General features: G+C 61.4%; 10 protein-coding genes. 7 read left to right on the forward strand and 3 right to left on the reverse strand.

The features are described 5' to 3' along the window. The first annotated feature begins 49 nt into the window (after nt 1–49). The 6 genes from EGD98_RS13945 to EGD98_RS13970 all read left to right on the forward strand — a co-directional run bounded on the left by EGD98_RS13945 (nt 50) and on the right by EGD98_RS13970 (nt 7,378). Nucleotides 50–1,480 (forward strand): sugar transferase, encoded by a 1,431-nt coding sequence (locus EGD98_RS13945; protein WP_220588970.1) that lies wholly within the window; start codon nt 50–52, stop codon nt 1,478–1,480. A gap of 44 nt (nt 1,481–1,524) precedes the next feature. Beyond that, complete coding sequence (locus EGD98_RS13950; protein WP_220588971.1) at nt 1,525–2,649, forward strand: DUF4330 family protein; 1,125 nt, start codon at nt 1,525–1,527, stop codon at nt 2,647–2,649. 3 nt (nt 2,650–2,652) lie between these two features. Next, nucleotides 2,653–3,048 carry a hypothetical protein gene (locus tag EGD98_RS13955; RefSeq protein ID WP_220588972.1) on the forward strand — a complete coding sequence of 132 codons (396 nt, stop codon included), beginning with the start codon at nt 2,653–2,655 and terminating at the stop codon, nt 3,046–3,048. 485 nt (nt 3,049–3,533) lie between these two features. Then, complete coding sequence (locus tag EGD98_RS13960; protein ID WP_220588973.1) at nt 3,534–4,094, forward strand: metal-dependent hydrolase; 561 nt, start codon at nt 3,534–3,536, stop codon at nt 4,092–4,094. Nucleotides 4,095–4,166: 72 nt separating this feature from the next. Next, nucleotides 4,167–5,153 carry an SDR family oxidoreductase gene (locus EGD98_RS13965; RefSeq protein ID WP_220588974.1) on the forward strand — a complete coding sequence of 329 codons (987 nt, stop codon included), beginning with the start codon at nt 4,167–4,169 and terminating at the stop codon, nt 5,151–5,153. A gap of 1,016 nt (nt 5,154–6,169) precedes the next feature. Further along, nucleotides 6,170–7,378, forward strand: coding sequence for a Cdc6/Cdc18 family protein (locus EGD98_RS13970; RefSeq protein ID WP_220588975.1), 1,209 nt, complete (start codon nt 6,170–6,172; stop codon nt 7,376–7,378). 636 nt (nt 7,379–8,014) lie between these two features. Here the strand turns inward: EGD98_RS13970 and glmS are convergent. The 3 genes from glmS to EGD98_RS13985 all read right to left on the reverse strand — a co-directional run bounded on the left by glmS (nt 8,015) and on the right by EGD98_RS13985 (nt 12,110). After that, nucleotides 8,015–9,805, reverse strand: coding sequence for a glutamine--fructose-6-phosphate transaminase (isomerizing) (glmS, locus tag EGD98_RS13975; protein WP_220588976.1), 1,791 nt, complete (start codon nt 9,803–9,805; stop codon nt 8,015–8,017). Beyond that, complete coding sequence (glmU, locus tag EGD98_RS13980) at nt 9,805–10,995, reverse strand: bifunctional sugar-1-phosphate nucleotidylyltransferase/acetyltransferase (RefSeq protein WP_220588977.1); 1,191 nt, start codon at nt 10,993–10,995, stop codon at nt 9,805–9,807. The genes glmS and glmU overlap by 1 nt, the downstream gene beginning before the upstream one ends. Before the next feature lie 254 nt (nt 10,996–11,249). After that, the gene (locus EGD98_RS13985; protein ID WP_220588978.1) at nt 11,250–12,110 is read right to left on the reverse strand and encodes a CheF family chemotaxis protein; all 861 of its coding nucleotides are present in this window, start codon (nt 12,108–12,110) and stop codon (nt 11,250–11,252) included. Between the two features lie 231 nt (nt 12,111–12,341). Here EGD98_RS13985 and acs point away from each other — a divergent pair, with 231 nt between their 5' ends. Then, nucleotides 12,342–14,312: an acetate--CoA ligase gene (acs, locus tag EGD98_RS13990; RefSeq protein WP_220588979.1), complete on the forward strand. Its 1,971-nt coding sequence runs from the start codon at nt 12,342–12,344 to the stop codon at nt 14,310–14,312. Nucleotides 14,313–14,426: the final 114 nt, after the last annotated feature.

Here is a 14,426-nt window from a genome sequence, read left to right on the forward strand (position 1 = left end):
AAAGTAGTTCTCGTAGTCTTTTTATATTGTAATCACAACCAACCATACAATGCAGTCCGGGTTGCGGTACCGACTCACTGCTGTCTGCGGTGCGACACTATGGGTCGCCAGTGCAGTAGTCATCGCTAACTCTCCACCCGTTCAGATGGCAGTCACCGCGGTTCCACCGCTCAACAATCTACAACCAACTACGTTCTCGAACGGACAGTTGCTCGACCAGGTCATAGCGACAGTCGTCGTCACACTCGCCGTACTGTGGCCGCTGTTCAAACCACGGCCGCGGCGAATCCTGGATACGATAGCCCTGACACACGAGCGAGTGTTCGTCACGGCGGCAGTCCTCGCGACGATCGGCTACTTCGACTGGTCCTCACGGCTGCCCCGGACGACACTCGTAGCGACGATTCTGTGTCTCGGAATCGTGCTTCCGGTATGGTTCGTCGTCATCCGACGACGGCCCAGTGTTTCGAAACGAGCCATCATCGTCGGCGACGACACGGCGGTGATAGAACAGCTGTTCGAGAGTGCAACGGTCCCCATTCTCGGAGTCGTGGCACCGTCCGATATCCGGTCGACGGACCGGCCACAGCAACTCGCCGACGGTGGAGTAACAATACAGCGCCCGGAAGAGCTACCCCGACTGGGTGGTCTCTCACGTCTGGACGACGTGCTCGTCGACCACGACATCGACACAGTGCTTCTCGCGTTTGCAGAACCTGATCGAGAGGAATTCTTCGGCACGCTTGCGACCTGTTTCGAGCACGGCGTACAGGCAAAGGTACATCGTGACCACGCGACCAGCGTGCTCGTCGACGATGCGACCGGCGGGGAAATCGTCGACACCAACCTCGAACCGTGGGACTGGCAGGACTACGTTCTTAAACGCGTCTTCGACGTCGCCTTCGCCGGCCTCGCACTCCTGTGTCTGGCTCCGGTACTCACCGTCATCGCCGCGGCAATCAAGCTCGACTCCCGCGGTCCGGTACTGTACAGCCAGACCCGGACCGCCGCCTTCGGCGAGACATTCAAAATATACAAGTTCAGGAGTATGGTGGTCAACGCCGAGGCGAAGACAGGTGCAAAGCTCAGTGAGGAAGATGCAGGCGACAGAGACCCGAGAGTGACTCGGGTCGGTCGAGTACTCAGACGGACGCATCTCGATGAGATACCCCAACTCTGGTCGATCCTCGTCGGCGACATGAGCGTCGTCGGTCCACGTCCCGAGCGTCCGGAACTCGACGCAGACATCGAGACGAACGTCGAGGAGTGGCGAAGTCGATGGTTCGTGAAACCTGGTTTGACCGGGATGGCACAGATTAACGACGTGACGGGCCATCAGCCGGCTGAGAAGATTCGATACGATATCCAGTACATTCGAAATCAGTCGTTCAGTTTCGATCTGAAAATCGTCGTACGACAGCTCTACGGCGTCGTCGTCGACGTCGGCGCGCTCATCAAAGAGAAGTTCAGACGCCAGTAATCAACAAACAAAAAGAACATACACCCCGCCGAAGACCACTATCTATGCTCCTCTCTACGAACGCAGGTGGGGTCATCGACGACGAGGGGAAGATCTTCGGCGTCATCAACGTCGTCGATGCACTCGTCGTCCTGCTCGTTCTTGCAGTCGCTGTCGCAGGCGCCGGACTGGTACTCTCTGGTGGCAACCAGACTGACGCAGGCCCGGAGACAGGCACAGCGTTCGTCACGCTGGACCTCGGCACGCAACCGGATTACATCGTCACCGCGCTCAACGAAGGCGATACAGTGAGCCCGACCAAAGGGTCGAACCTGACGATTACTGACCTCCACCTCGCCCCGCAGGGAGGGCAGACACGTGTCATCGCCCAGGTCCGGCTCCAGGGCATGGACCGAAACGACAGTATCGACTACGCCGGGGCCCCGCCGCGTCTCGGTCGGACCCTGCGGATGAATACGTCACAGTACGACCTCAAGGGACAGATAAGCGACATCAGTGGCGAGTCGAGCCTCGACACCAGTACCACGACAGTCGTTCTCCGACAGACGGTTTCGGCAGACACTGCGAGCGCGGTCACGCCCGGTGATGAAATCAACGTCGGCGGCCGCACCGCTGCAACCATCGAAGACGTGGCGGTGTACCCGACGGCAAACGCGAACAAGCGCCGGGTCCTCGTCGAAGCCAACGTGTCCAGTTACACCCAGCAGGACAGCCGTCGCTTCGGTGGGACAAATATCAGAACCGGCCAGCGGATGACGCTGCCGACGGAGGAGTACACTATCAACGGCCGCATCGAACACGTCGATACCAGTCTCCAGAGCAGGGCCCTAACCAACCGAACGGTAACACTCGAGCTGTCGGAAGTGTCCGAGGAGACCGCGAACGCTATTCGGCCGGGCCAGACCGAGCAGGCGGGGACCGTCCCGACGGCGTCCGTGACAGCCGTCGAAAGGGAGCCGACACCGATTATCGCGACTGCCCAGGACGGGACGATCGTCGTCAACGACCACCCGACGCTGCGTGACGTCACGCTCACGACCGAGCTCAGAGTCAGCGAGACGACGGGCGGCGTCGAGTTCAGAGGGGAGCGGATACAGTACGGCTCGACGGTCGTGCTCGACCTCGGTCCGATCACTGTGCGGACGGAAGTCGTCGACATCGGGCGATGACCCATGGTGTGGGACCAGTCCAGAACCGCACGCCTACTCCGGGGGGTAACAGCGGCAGTCGGACGAGCGAGCGAGGGGTCGACACTCGTCGACGCGGCGAAGCGTCTCACAAGCCGCATGGAGACGATAGTCCGTAACTCGTACTGCTACCGCTGGCTGACTACGGAACCGGACCCCGAAGTCATCGTCATCGACCTGCGCGAAACTCGCACTATCGGGCCGTTCGTTCGACTACTTGAGTGGGGTATCGACCCCATCGAGCAGGCGTGGATGCGTTCGCGGCTGGCGTCGGTTACGGCCGGTCTGGGTCCGGCGCTGTTGAATTCACGGACGGGTCGTCTCCTTGGGGCATTATTGGAACCACCGTCAGACGAACGTCAAGAGGACGAGCGCGAGTAGCGAACCAGTGTCCACGAGGTCCAGAGCGAACTCCTGTCAGCTGGTTACTCCACATTCAGACTTTTAATCAGGTTGTGGGGCGTTTCGGTCTACCGCCGAGCTACCCCGCCATATGTTTTCAATGGGCTTTGGAATCGTTGGGTCATTTGATTCGCCTATCCAATTCGGGGGAGATACCGGTGTTAGGAACCGATTTACGCTGCGTATTAACAAGTCTGCTGAGTTGTGATTCAACGTATCCGAGAGGACTGTCCGAACAAACTCTGTCCTGGTATTTCGGTTTTTCTCATCAGACGCTCATAGCACTGCGTTTCTTTGATTTGGGATTCGCGAGGAGGACTACTCGCCGACCCAAACTTCGCAATTCTAAAAAAAACAGATGTATGCTGTCTGGAATTTTGCATCCTCATCACATAATATACGCTTCGCGTTGAAAGACGAGGCGAAACAACAGTGTCAACACGAATCAAGCACTATCGAAGCCCATGTGGCCCTGGGGACACGCCGCCGTCGGCTATCTGCTGTGTTCACTCTGGATTCGCTCCCGGTACGACCGGCGCCCGACAGCCGGCATCGTCCTCCCCCTGGCTGTCGGGACGCAGTTTCCCGACCTCGTCGACAAGCCACTGGCGTGGACGTTCGGCGTTCTCCCCTCGGGGCGGGCTGGCGCCCACTCGTTGCTCGTCGCCGTCCCGCTGCTGGCGCTGCTGTGGTGGCGCGTCGACGGGACCACGGCGCGGCGGGCCTGGGCTGGCTTCGCCGTCGGCTATCTCGTGCATCTCGCGACCGACGGTGTCTACGCCCTCCTCGAGGGCGATGTCTCCGGACTTACCTATCTATTCTGGCCCGCCCTGTCGCTGCCGAGCTACGCGGAGTCGCCGGGCATCCTCGCGCACTTCCTCGCGGCGGATATTACCCCATACCTACTCGCAGAACTCCTCCTGTTCGCCGCGGCGACGCTGCTGTGGGCCGTCGACGGCGCGCCTGGCCTCCGGGCAGTCGGTCGGTGGTGCAAACGGCGAGCCGACGGCGCGACGACGGGGTAGGGCCGAGAGTAGCCGGGTTTCTTCGCCGGTACAGAGCGTTTAACTAACCGACACCCTGTCGCCCCTCCGACAATGCACATCCTCGTCACCGGCGGGGCGGGCTTCATCGGCGGTCACCTCGCCGAGCGGTTCGCTCGCGACGGGCACAGTGTCGTCGTCCTGGACAACTTCGACCCGTTCTACGACCTCGAAATAAAACAACACAACGTCGAGACCGGCCGCGAGGCCGCCGAAGATGGCGGCGGCAGCTACGAACTCGTGGAGGGTGATGTCCGTGACGCCGACCTCGTCGCCGACCTCGTGAGCGACGCCGACTACGTCTACCACCAGGCGGCTCAGGCCGGCGTGCGCCCGAGCGTCGAGAACCCCCGGAAGTACGACGCGGTCAACGTCGACGGAACCCTGAATCTGCTCGACGCCTGCCGTGACACCGGTATCGAACGGTTTGTCATGGCCTCCTCGTCGTCGGTGTACGGCAAACCCCGGTATCTCCCTTACGACGAAGAGCACCCGACGACGCCGGTCTCGCCCTACGGCGCCTCGAAGCTCTCGGCCGAACGGTACGCCTGCTCTTACGGCGAGGTGTACGACTTCCCCGTCGTTGCGCTGCGGTACTTTACCGTGTACGGCCCGCGGATGCGCCCCAACATGGCCATCTCCAATTTCGTCTCGCGGTGTATGAACGGGGAGCCGCCCGTGATATACGGGGACGGGATGCAGACACGGGATTTCACGTTCATCGACGATATCGTCGAGGCGAACGTGACGCTGCTGGAGGAGGATGCGGCCGACGGGCGAGCCGTCAACATCGGGTCGACGGACAACATCGAGATAAAGACGCTCGCCGAGGAGATTCGCGACCAGCTGGCCCCCGAACTGGAGCTCGAGTACGCCGTGCGCCACGACGCCGATTCCGAGCACACCCACGCCGATACCGAGCTGGCCGGGGAGCTGCTGGGGTACGAGGCCAGTCACACGATTCGGGAGGGTGTCGGGAAATTTATCGACTGGTACGACGCGAATCGGGAATGGTACGAGCCGTTAGTGAGACGCTCGTGAGGCGAGGCCTATCCGGTATTTAATATCAAGACACAATGCTTCTGTTAGCGGTTATGACAGCAAGTAAATACGCACGGGGACAGGACGATGTGACAGATTTCTTTAACCAACAAAACAGACCAAACAGCGCCAGCGTTGGTTAAGACTGGGCAGCCAGACGAGCTGGGGGACCGGGTATCGATTTGTGAGACAACCTTACTCAGACACACCGCTAGTAGAGGGACAAAGTGAGGAAATCGAGACTAGGACGGTGTGAATACTGACTGGCGAAGATGCCTGTGCAGGCAGCGCTGTCCAGTACGGAAACGAGGTAATAGAGAGTCGGGCAGTTCCTGCCAGTTCAATACCCACATTTCCAATAGTTTCCAAGGTTAGCAAAACCCGTAGATAGCAGTAAGGTTGGAAGGTATCTATAGACTATTAGTATGAAATCTATCTATTACACCCGGCCGGCGTCATAGCTCACTACAAGCATGGACAACTTGAGAACACCACAGACTGTCCGCAGAGACACTCTGCTCGAAGTCGAGCGCATACCGCACGTGGGGGAACCAGCCTACGGCAAACTCCCCCAAGCATCTATTCGGACACTCAGACACTACTAAGCGGGAGACTTTCCCAAGGTTGGGTTGAGTGTATGCTCTCTAGAGCTACGCTGGGCGTTTTTCCGGACTGTATCCACCCAATTGCGTCAGTAGCCATGTGCATATAGAGACACACCTCGTACCGAGTGAAGTGCGAAAACAGGAGTTGAAACGCCTCAGTCACAAGCGACAGACACACCCCGTAACGAGTGAAACATAGAGCTCTCGTGTCAGAAATGCACCGTTTGGAGTAACAGGGCTCCACCAAGTGATGCAGACTGTCACTCGGTGTGTCGTGTGTCAGAATGTGGTATATTATATATAAATGTAAGTGAAACGCCCCAATATTAGACTTTTAGGCTTTCTTCAGTAATTCACTCGGTGTGAGGTCAGTAACTTTATAGTGTATTGGTTGCTGTGTTTAAATACGATATGACCGAATCTGGCGACTTCGACGACATATTTAAAACAGGGTCTATTTTTGCTAATCGGGAACTGGTACGTATCGGCCACGTCCCGAAACTGGATCGTGTTGTGGGTCGTGACCAAGAAGTGAACGCAATTGGCCAAGCGTTAGGACCAGCGACGATGGGTGGCCCGCCAGAAACGACAATCGTGTATGGCAAGACTGGAACAGGAAAGTCACTCGTTACCAGGTGTGTCACGCGAGAGGGTCACAGAGAGGCACGAACAAACGAAGTCGTATTTCAGTACGCCTATGTGGACTGTTCTGATTATCAGACAGAAGCGAAGGCAAGCCGTGAAATGGCCCGTGGTCTCGCGAACAATCTCGATGCGAATATAGACATTCCGCGGATTGGAATCGCCGCAGCTGATTATCGAGATATCACGTGGGACCTTCTCGAGAACTACAGTGTGGACGCTTTTGTCGTTATCCTCGACGAAATCGATAAATTAGACGATGACGAGCTTCTCAGGAGTCTTTCCCGAGCACGGGAGAGTGGAAAAGCCAGCACGCATATCGGTGCAATCTGTATCAGCAACAAGATCGAGTTCCGTGAACGGTTGAACGAGCGCATCGATTCCAGCCTTCAGGATAATGAACTAGTCTTTGATCCATATGATGCCGGGCAGCTTCGGGAAATTCTCCTGAATCGAACGGACGCGTTTGAGCCAGACGTACTAGATGAGGATGTCATACCAAAAATCGCCGCACTTTCCGCAAAAGAGCACGGTGACGCACGGAAAGCAATCGACACACTGTATGAAGCGGGCCGATTAGCGGAAAAGCAGGATACGGAGACGGTGACGATAGAACACGTCAACGATGCGGTCCAGCAAGCAGAGATAAATCGGTTTGAGAAGCTGATTGAAGGAACGACGCCGCACGTAAAACACATACTCCATGCGCTGGCGCTGCTCACCGCAGATAATCCAGCAGAAGAGGTTTTTCGAACGCATCGGATATACACGCTATACGTAAAACTCGCTGAACGTGAGGGGGCGGATCCCCTATCAGAGGACCGGGTCTATCGGCTTCTCAAGGAGCAGTCGTTCCTTGGAGTGACTGAGTCTAATCATACAGGGGGCGGGCAAAGCGAAGGGAGCTATCTGGAACACCGCCTCTTGCGAGACCCCGAAATTGTGACTCGGGCACTGAGACAATCAAACGGAGACTAGTTCGATACAGAGTCAGTTCGCTCTGTGTGGTGCTGGACGTTCGACTATCGTTTCAACAGGTCAGTCGTTCACTCGGTGTGAGGTGTGTCCCTCAGTAGAGTAACGCCTTGACAGCTGTCTCTGAGGACACTATTTGATTCTTTGTGGCCCTATACGTGGCTGAGAATAGACAGGAAGAGCAGTCTGCTCTATGGGAGACTCAAATACACTAGCAGAGAAATACGCGGCTAGCACAGAATCCATTGAGCACATGCTTTTCACTCGGTATGGGGTGTGTCTCTGCGGAGAGCAATCGCAGTTCGTGTGATTTTCAGAAGCCGACTCGACTAAATAGAAGGCCTCTACTGCCTATTGAGACCATTTGGAACACGTGCAAGATATCGTCAATAACTGAGGGACATTTACAATTCACTCTGGTATTGACCTATGACACCCCCGGTCAAAATCTCGCTATTCACTCGGTGTAAGGTGTGTCTCTCGGAAAAGTGAGTGCGTACACACTCCTCAGAACAGGTATTTTTGAGTATCAGTAGAATCGAACGGACCGCGAGCGATGGGCCACTCGCGTTCCACCACTCGCTTCGAGGCCCCCTTCGTTCGTCCGGAGACCCTCACTCCTTTCAGTCGACGTCTCGCTTACTCCACCGTCACACTTTTCGCCAGATTCCGCGGCTTGTCGATGTTGCGCCCGAGCTTCGCCGCGGTGTGATAGGACAGCAGCTGCAGGTGGGCGTTCGCGAGCACCGCCGCGGCGCGCTCGTGGGTCTCGGGAATCTCCAGCACGTGGTCGGCGTACCGGTGGACGTCGGTCTGGCCGTCGGTAATCGCGACCACCGGCGCGTCACGAGCTTCCACCTCCTTGACGTTGCCCACAGTCTTGCGGGCTTTCTCGTCGTCGCCGATGACCACGGTGAAGACGGGCGTCTCCGAGGTGACGAGTGCCAGCGGGCCGTGTTTGAGCTCGCCGGCGGCAAAGCCCTCGGCGTGTTTGTAGGTTATCTCTTTCATCTTCAGGGCGCCCTCCAGTGCGACTGGGAACTGGAGTCCGCGGCCGATGAAGAAGTACGCGCCGGCGTCGGCGTACATCTCGGCGACGTCCTCGGCGCGTGACTCGTCGAGGATGCGCTGGAGGTCCCCGGGGAGTTCCCGCAGGGCGTTGATGACCTCGCGGGCGTCGTCGGAGTTGGTCATCCCCAGCGTGAGCAGGTTCAGCGCGGCCAGCTGCGAGGAGAAGGTCTTGCTCGCGGCGACGCCGATCTCCGGGCCGGCACGGATGTAGAAGGCGTGGTCGCACTCGCGGGCGGCCGTCGAGCCGACCGTGTTGGTGACCACGAGCGTGCGGGCACCGCGTTTCTGAGCGGCCCGCAGCGCCGAGAGCGTGTCGGCCGTCTCGCCGCTCTGGGTGACGCCGATGACCAGGGCGTCGCCGATGGGCGGCACCGATGTGGCGAACTCGCTGGCGAGGAACGCCTGGGCCGGGATACCGGCCTCGCGGAACAGGTGAGCGCCGTACAGCGCGGCGTGATAGGAGGTGCCACAGGCGACGAACTGGACGCCGGTCGGCGAGAGGTCTCCTAGATCATCGAGGTCGACGGTGCCGGCCATCTCGTCGACGCGCTCGCGCAGGCACTGCCGCAGGGCGCGGGGCTGTTCGTGAATCTCCTTTATCATGTAGTGGTCGTAGCCGCTCTTGCCGGTCTCCTCGGGGTCCCACTCGATGGTATCGACGTCTTTCTCGACGCTGACACCGTCCGAGTCGGTGACTTCCCAGCCAGCGTCGTCGAGCCGGGCGAACTCGCCGTCGGCGAGGTAGACGACCTGGTCGGTGAAATCGCGGAACGCGGGGACGTCGCTGGCGAGGTACGTCGCGCCGTCGTCCAGCCCCAGGACGAGCGGGGAGTCGTGCCGGGCTGCGAAGATGGCCTCGGTGCCGGCGACGACGGCCGCGATAGCGTAGCTCCCCTCCAGCCGGGCGATGGCCTGGCGGAACGCCGCTTCGGGCTCGGCACCCTCGGCCAGTGCGTCCTCGATGAGGTGGGGGACGACTTCGGTGTCCGTATCGGAGGTGAACGTGTGGCCGGCGGCGACGAGTTCGTCGCGCAGACTCTGGTAGTTCTCGATGATGCCGTTGTGGACGACGGCGACGTCACCCTGGCAGTCCTGGTGAGGATGGGAGTTCGCGTCGGTCGGCGGCCCGTGGGTGCTCCAGCGGGTGTGGCCGATACCGACCGAGCCGGACAGCGTGGCGCTCTCCAGGGCGTCCCGTAGGTCCTCGATCTTCCCCGATTTCTTGCACAGCGACACACGCTCGTCGGCCATCGCCACGCCGGCCGAATCGTAGCCCCGGTACTCCAGCTTCGAGAGGCCATGCACCAGCGTGTCGAGCGTCTCGGAGCCGCGGCCGACACAGCCGATGATGCCACACATCAGCGAGTCACCTCCGCGCCCTCCTCGACGTTGCCACGCACGGTCACGCCCACGTCGAGGTGGGCCTTCGGGCCGACCAGCGACCCCGGCGTGAAGCTGACGTTCCCGCGAGCTCGGGCCCGGTCGGCGATGACCGCGCCCAGGCGCTGCTCCTCGAAGATGTTCGTCCCGACCTGGACGTCGGCCGGACCGGCGGGGACCACCGTACTCGCCCCGAGGTGGACGTCCTGCCCGGTGACAGTGTCCATGAGCGTCGACCCGGGGTCGATGCGCGTGTCCGCGTCGATGACGCTGTCCTGGACGACGGCGTTCGAGCCGACGGTGACGTTGCTGCCAAGCGCCGTGTTCGGGCCGATGACGGCGTCGGGCCCGACCTCACAGTCCTGGCCGACGACGACCGGCGCCTGGAGGACGGCCTCGTGGTGGACCCGTGCCGAATCGGCGATCCAGACGCCGTCACTGCGGGCCGCCTCGACGACACGGCCCCGCGAGAGGACCTCACGAGCCACGGTCAGCAGGTCCCACGGGTAGGTGGCGTCGACCCACATCCCGTCGACCTCGACGCCGCGGACCCGGTCGCGCTCGATGATACGCTCCAGGGTGTCCGTCAGTGCCAGCTCGCCCTCCTGTCGCGACGTCTCCTCGATAGCAGTGAAGATGTCCGCCGAGAAGGCGTAGACGCCGGCGTTGATGAGCCGGTAGTCGTCGGTGCGGGGTTTCTCGACGAGGTCGGCAATTTCGTCGCCGTGCATCTCGACGGCCCCGTACCGGCTCGTATCCTGTCGCTCGACGACCGCCAGCGACGGGTCGCCCGTCTCGGCGAAGCTGTCGGCGACGGCCGACACCGTCCCCGCGTCGATAAGCCGGTCGCCGTTGAGCACGAGCACCGACTCGTCGACGGCCTCGCTCGCCTGCAAGAGCGCGTGTCCACTGCCCAGTTGCTTGCGCTGTGTGACGTAGGTGACCGGCACGTCACGATAGGTCGGCCCGAAGTGGTCCTGCACGCGGTCGCGCTTGTAGCCGACGACCGCGACCAGCTCCTCGACACCCGCCTCGACCAGCGCGTCGAAGACGTGTTCGAGAATCGGACGGTTCCCAGCGGGCAGCATCGGTTTCGGCCGATTCCGGGTCAGCGGCCGCAGTCTAGTCCCCTCGCCAGCGGCGAGCACCACCGCCGTATCGATGTCCATACACGTATCACTGCCAGCAGGGATTTGAATATGGCGGGGCTAATGCCACAAAAATTGCGAGCGGAGCGGAGAACGGACAGTAAGAGTGTCTCTTCAGGGCCATCCCACCGTTCGATGTCTGACTTTTGGGCTCCGGCCCACTCCGTTCGCCGTTGCGCCTCGAGGTAGTTCGCTACGCTCACTACCTCGCTATACCTCTGCGGTTCCCTTCGGTCCCCGCTTCGCTTCGAGGTCGGCGCCACGCGCCGACCTCGCTACTGCTCTCCCATCCGGTCCCCAGCAACCCGCCGTCCCTTCGTCGTCAGCGACACCTCGGTCCGCTCGCGCAGGACGCTGATGACGTCGAGTTCGATGAGGCGGTCGAATATCGCCTCGGTCTTCTCGACGTCGATGCCGACGAAGTTGGGGATGTCGAAGGGTGAGACCCCCGAGTGCAGCGCCATGATGACGCGTTTCTCCGTCGAGGAGAGGTCCAGGTCGGCGCGGTTCTGCTCGGCGCTGTCCTCTAACATCGTCCGGAGGACGGTGGCGTGGAACTCCTCGCCGGCGAGGTGGCTCTCGACGCTGATGTCGTCCTGGCTGTGTTCGACCTGGATGACCGTCCGTTCCTCCCCGGAGACCTGTTTGTCCTCGACGGTCAGGTCGCCGATGTCGGCCCGGTCGATGTCGACGGCCTGGCCGTCGGCCATCGCAAGCCTGACTGCTTCGTCCGATATCTTCAGTCGGCCCTTCGTCCACTCGTTGCTCTGGACGACGCCACCTTTCACCGCGGGGTGCTGGACGAGGATGACCGCGCCATCGAGGCTCGCCCGGTAGAAGTCCGTCTCGAAGGCCTCGTGGTCCGACGCCGAGACCAGCAGGACGTCCTCGCCGACGTGAAGCGCCACGTACTCGGAGACGCCGGCGCTCTGCTGGTTCACGTCGAACCGGTCGGCGATGCGGTCGATGTCGGTCAGCGCGACCTGTCGCTTGCTGTCGGCGATGAGCGCGATGCGTTCGGTCGTGAGGATGATGCGGCAGTTCTGCCACTCGGCGTCGGTGAGCCGCTGGCCCTGCGAGACCGCCTGCAGGTACTGGCCCTGCATGTCGGCGATTTTCTTCTCTGTGTCGCTCATGGGCCGCTCTGTGGCGTCGTTATCGAGGCCGGCGCAAATAGGTTGCGCCGCGAGTGTCGATACTGAGAACAGGCCGGTCGGGACGCCGGATTCGCGCCGATAGTCGACGCTGACCATTGGTGCCCCGTTCCGGACACCGCAGTACGATACTGGGGAGACGTAGGCAGTTCCTACCAGGGGTGACCGACCCCGCCGTTTATGAACAACGCCCGTAATTGTCTATGATAGACCATGTCAGACGAGGAGGTCCAACTTGAAGCACGACTCGAAGAACAGGACGTCTTCGAGCCACCGGAGTCGTTCGTCGAGCAGGCCAACGTCGCCGACCCTGCTATCTACGACGAGTTCGAAGAAGAAGGCCCCGACGCCTGGGAGCGGGCGGCCGACCTACTCGACTGGGAGTCCGAGTGGGACCAGGTGCTGGACGACAGCGACGCCCCGTTCTACGAGTGGTTCACAGACGGGAAGCTGAACGCCTCAGAGAACTGTCTCGACCGGCATCTCGACGACCGGGGCGAGGCGGCCGCCATCGAGTGGATCGGCGAACTCGGCGAGAAACGCACCTACAGCTACAGCGAACTCCACCGCGAAGTCAACGAGTTCGCCGCCGCGCTGCGGGACCTCGGCGTCGAGGAGGACGACGTGGTCACGATGTACATGCCGATGATTCCGGAGCTCCCGGTCGCCATGCTGGCGTGTGCCCGCATCGGCGCCCCCCATTCGGTCGTCTTCGCGGGCTTCTCCGCGGACGCGCTCGCGACCCGGATGGAATCGGCCGACTCCGAGTATCTCGTGACGTGTGACGGCTACTACCGCCGCGGTGACCCGCTGCCCCACAAGGAGAAGGCAAACGAGGGGCTCGAGGACGTGGGCCACGACGTCGAGACCGTCGTCGTCGACCGGCTAGACGACGACTACGACCACCCGATGAAAGACGGGGAACACGATTACGACGAGCTCGTCGGCGAACACGCCGGCGCGACCGTCGAGCCGGTCACCCGTGACGCCGAGGACATGCTCTTTCTCATGTACACCTCGGGGACGACCGGCCAGCCCAAGGGCGTCAAACACACGACCGGGGGCTACCTCTCGTATGCGGCCTGGACCAGCCACGCGGTACTGGACGTCAAGCCCGACGACACCTACTGGTGTTCGGCCGACATCGGCTGGATTACCGGCCACTCCTACATCGTCTATGGGCCGCTGGCGCTGGGGACGACGACGGTGATGTACGAGGGGACGCCGGACTACCCCGAGAAAGACCGGCTCTGGGAAATCGTCGATGAGTACGACGTGACCCAGCTCTACACCGCCCCCACCGCCATCCGCGCGTTCATGAAGTGGGGCAAGGAGTATCCCGACAGTCACGACCTCTCCAGCCTGCGCCTGCTGGGCACCGTCGGGGAGCCAATCAACCCCCGCGCCTGGAAGTGGTACTACAAACACATCGGCAAGGAGTCCTGCCCCGTGGTCGACACCTGGTGGCAGACCGAGACCGGCGGGATGATGCTGACGACGCTGCCGGCCATCGGGGAGATGAAACCCGGGACAGCGGGGCCGCCGCTGCCGGGTATCAGCGCCGACGTGGTCGACGTGAGCGGCGACCCCGTCGGTGCCGGAAAAGCCGGCTATCTGGTCGTGAACCAGCCCTGGCCCGGGATGCTCCGGACCCTGTACAAGAACGACGAGCGCTTCGTCGACGAGTACTGGCGGGAGTACTCCAACCCCGACCGCGACGAGTGGGTGTACTTCCCCGAGGACGGGGCCAAAATCGACGAGGGCGGCTACATCACCGTCCTCGGGCGTGTCGACGACGTGCTCAACGTCTCGGGCCACCGCCTGGGCACGATGGAGATAGAGAGCGCCATCGTCGGCGTCGAGGGCGTCGCGGAGGCGGCCGTCGTCGGCGGGGACCACGAGATCAAGGGCGAGGCCGTCTACGCCTACGTCATCACCGAGGACGGCACCGAGGAGACCGAGGCGCTGAAAGAGCGAATCGTCGAGGGTGTCGAGGACGCCATCGGCCCCATCGCGCGGCCGGAGGCTATCATCTTCACGCCCGAACTCCCGAAGACCCGCTCGGGGAAGATAATGCGCCGACTGCTGGAGGAGATCGCCAACGGCGAAGAGCTGGGCGACACCAGCACGCTGCGCAACCCCGACGTGGTCAGTGACATTCAGTCGAAAATGAGCGGCGACTAACGGGTGTCCGGGCGGGGACGCCCGGGCGGCGCCACCGGGTCATGGCGCCGTCGGCCCCGGTGAACCGATTCTCGAACACAGGGGAGCACGGTGGGGGAGAGAGACGAACCCAAC

Source organism: Haloarcula salinisoli (assembly GCF_019599405.1).
GTDB lineage: Archaea > Halobacteriota > Halobacteria > Halobacteriales > Haloarculaceae > Haloarcula > Haloarcula salinisoli.

Bases quoted from the DNA above. Each gene is read 5' to 3' on its own strand.
- EGD98_RS13945 (WP_220588970.1), top strand. From the start codon at position 50: ATGCAGTCCGGGTTGCGGTACCGACTCACTGCTGTCTGCGGTGCGACA.
- EGD98_RS13950 (WP_220588971.1), top strand. From the start codon at position 1,525: ATGCTCCTCTCTACGAACGCAGGTGGGGTCATCGACGACGAGGGGAAG.
- EGD98_RS13955 (WP_220588972.1), top strand. From the start codon at position 2,653: ATGGTGTGGGACCAGTCCAGAACCGCACGCCTACTCCGGGGGGTAACA.
- EGD98_RS13960 (WP_220588973.1), top strand. From the start codon at position 3,534: ATGTGGCCCTGGGGACACGCCGCCGTCGGCTATCTGCTGTGTTCACTC.
- EGD98_RS13965 (WP_220588974.1), top strand. From the start codon at position 4,167: ATGCACATCCTCGTCACCGGCGGGGCGGGCTTCATCGGCGGTCACCTC.
- EGD98_RS13970 (WP_220588975.1), top strand. From the start codon at position 6,170: ATGACCGAATCTGGCGACTTCGACGACATATTTAAAACAGGGTCTATT.
- glmS (WP_220588976.1), bottom strand. From the start codon at position 9,805: ATGTGTGGCATCATCGGCTGTGTCGGCCGCGGCTCCGAGACGCTCGAC.
- glmU (WP_220588977.1), bottom strand. From the start codon at position 10,995: ATGGACATCGATACGGCGGTGGTGCTCGCCGCTGGCGAGGGGACTAGA.
- EGD98_RS13985 (WP_220588978.1), bottom strand. From the start codon at position 12,110: ATGAGCGACACAGAGAAGAAAATCGCCGACATGCAGGGCCAGTACCTG.
- acs (WP_220588979.1), top strand. From the start codon at position 12,342: ATGTCAGACGAGGAGGTCCAACTTGAAGCACGACTCGAAGAACAGGAC.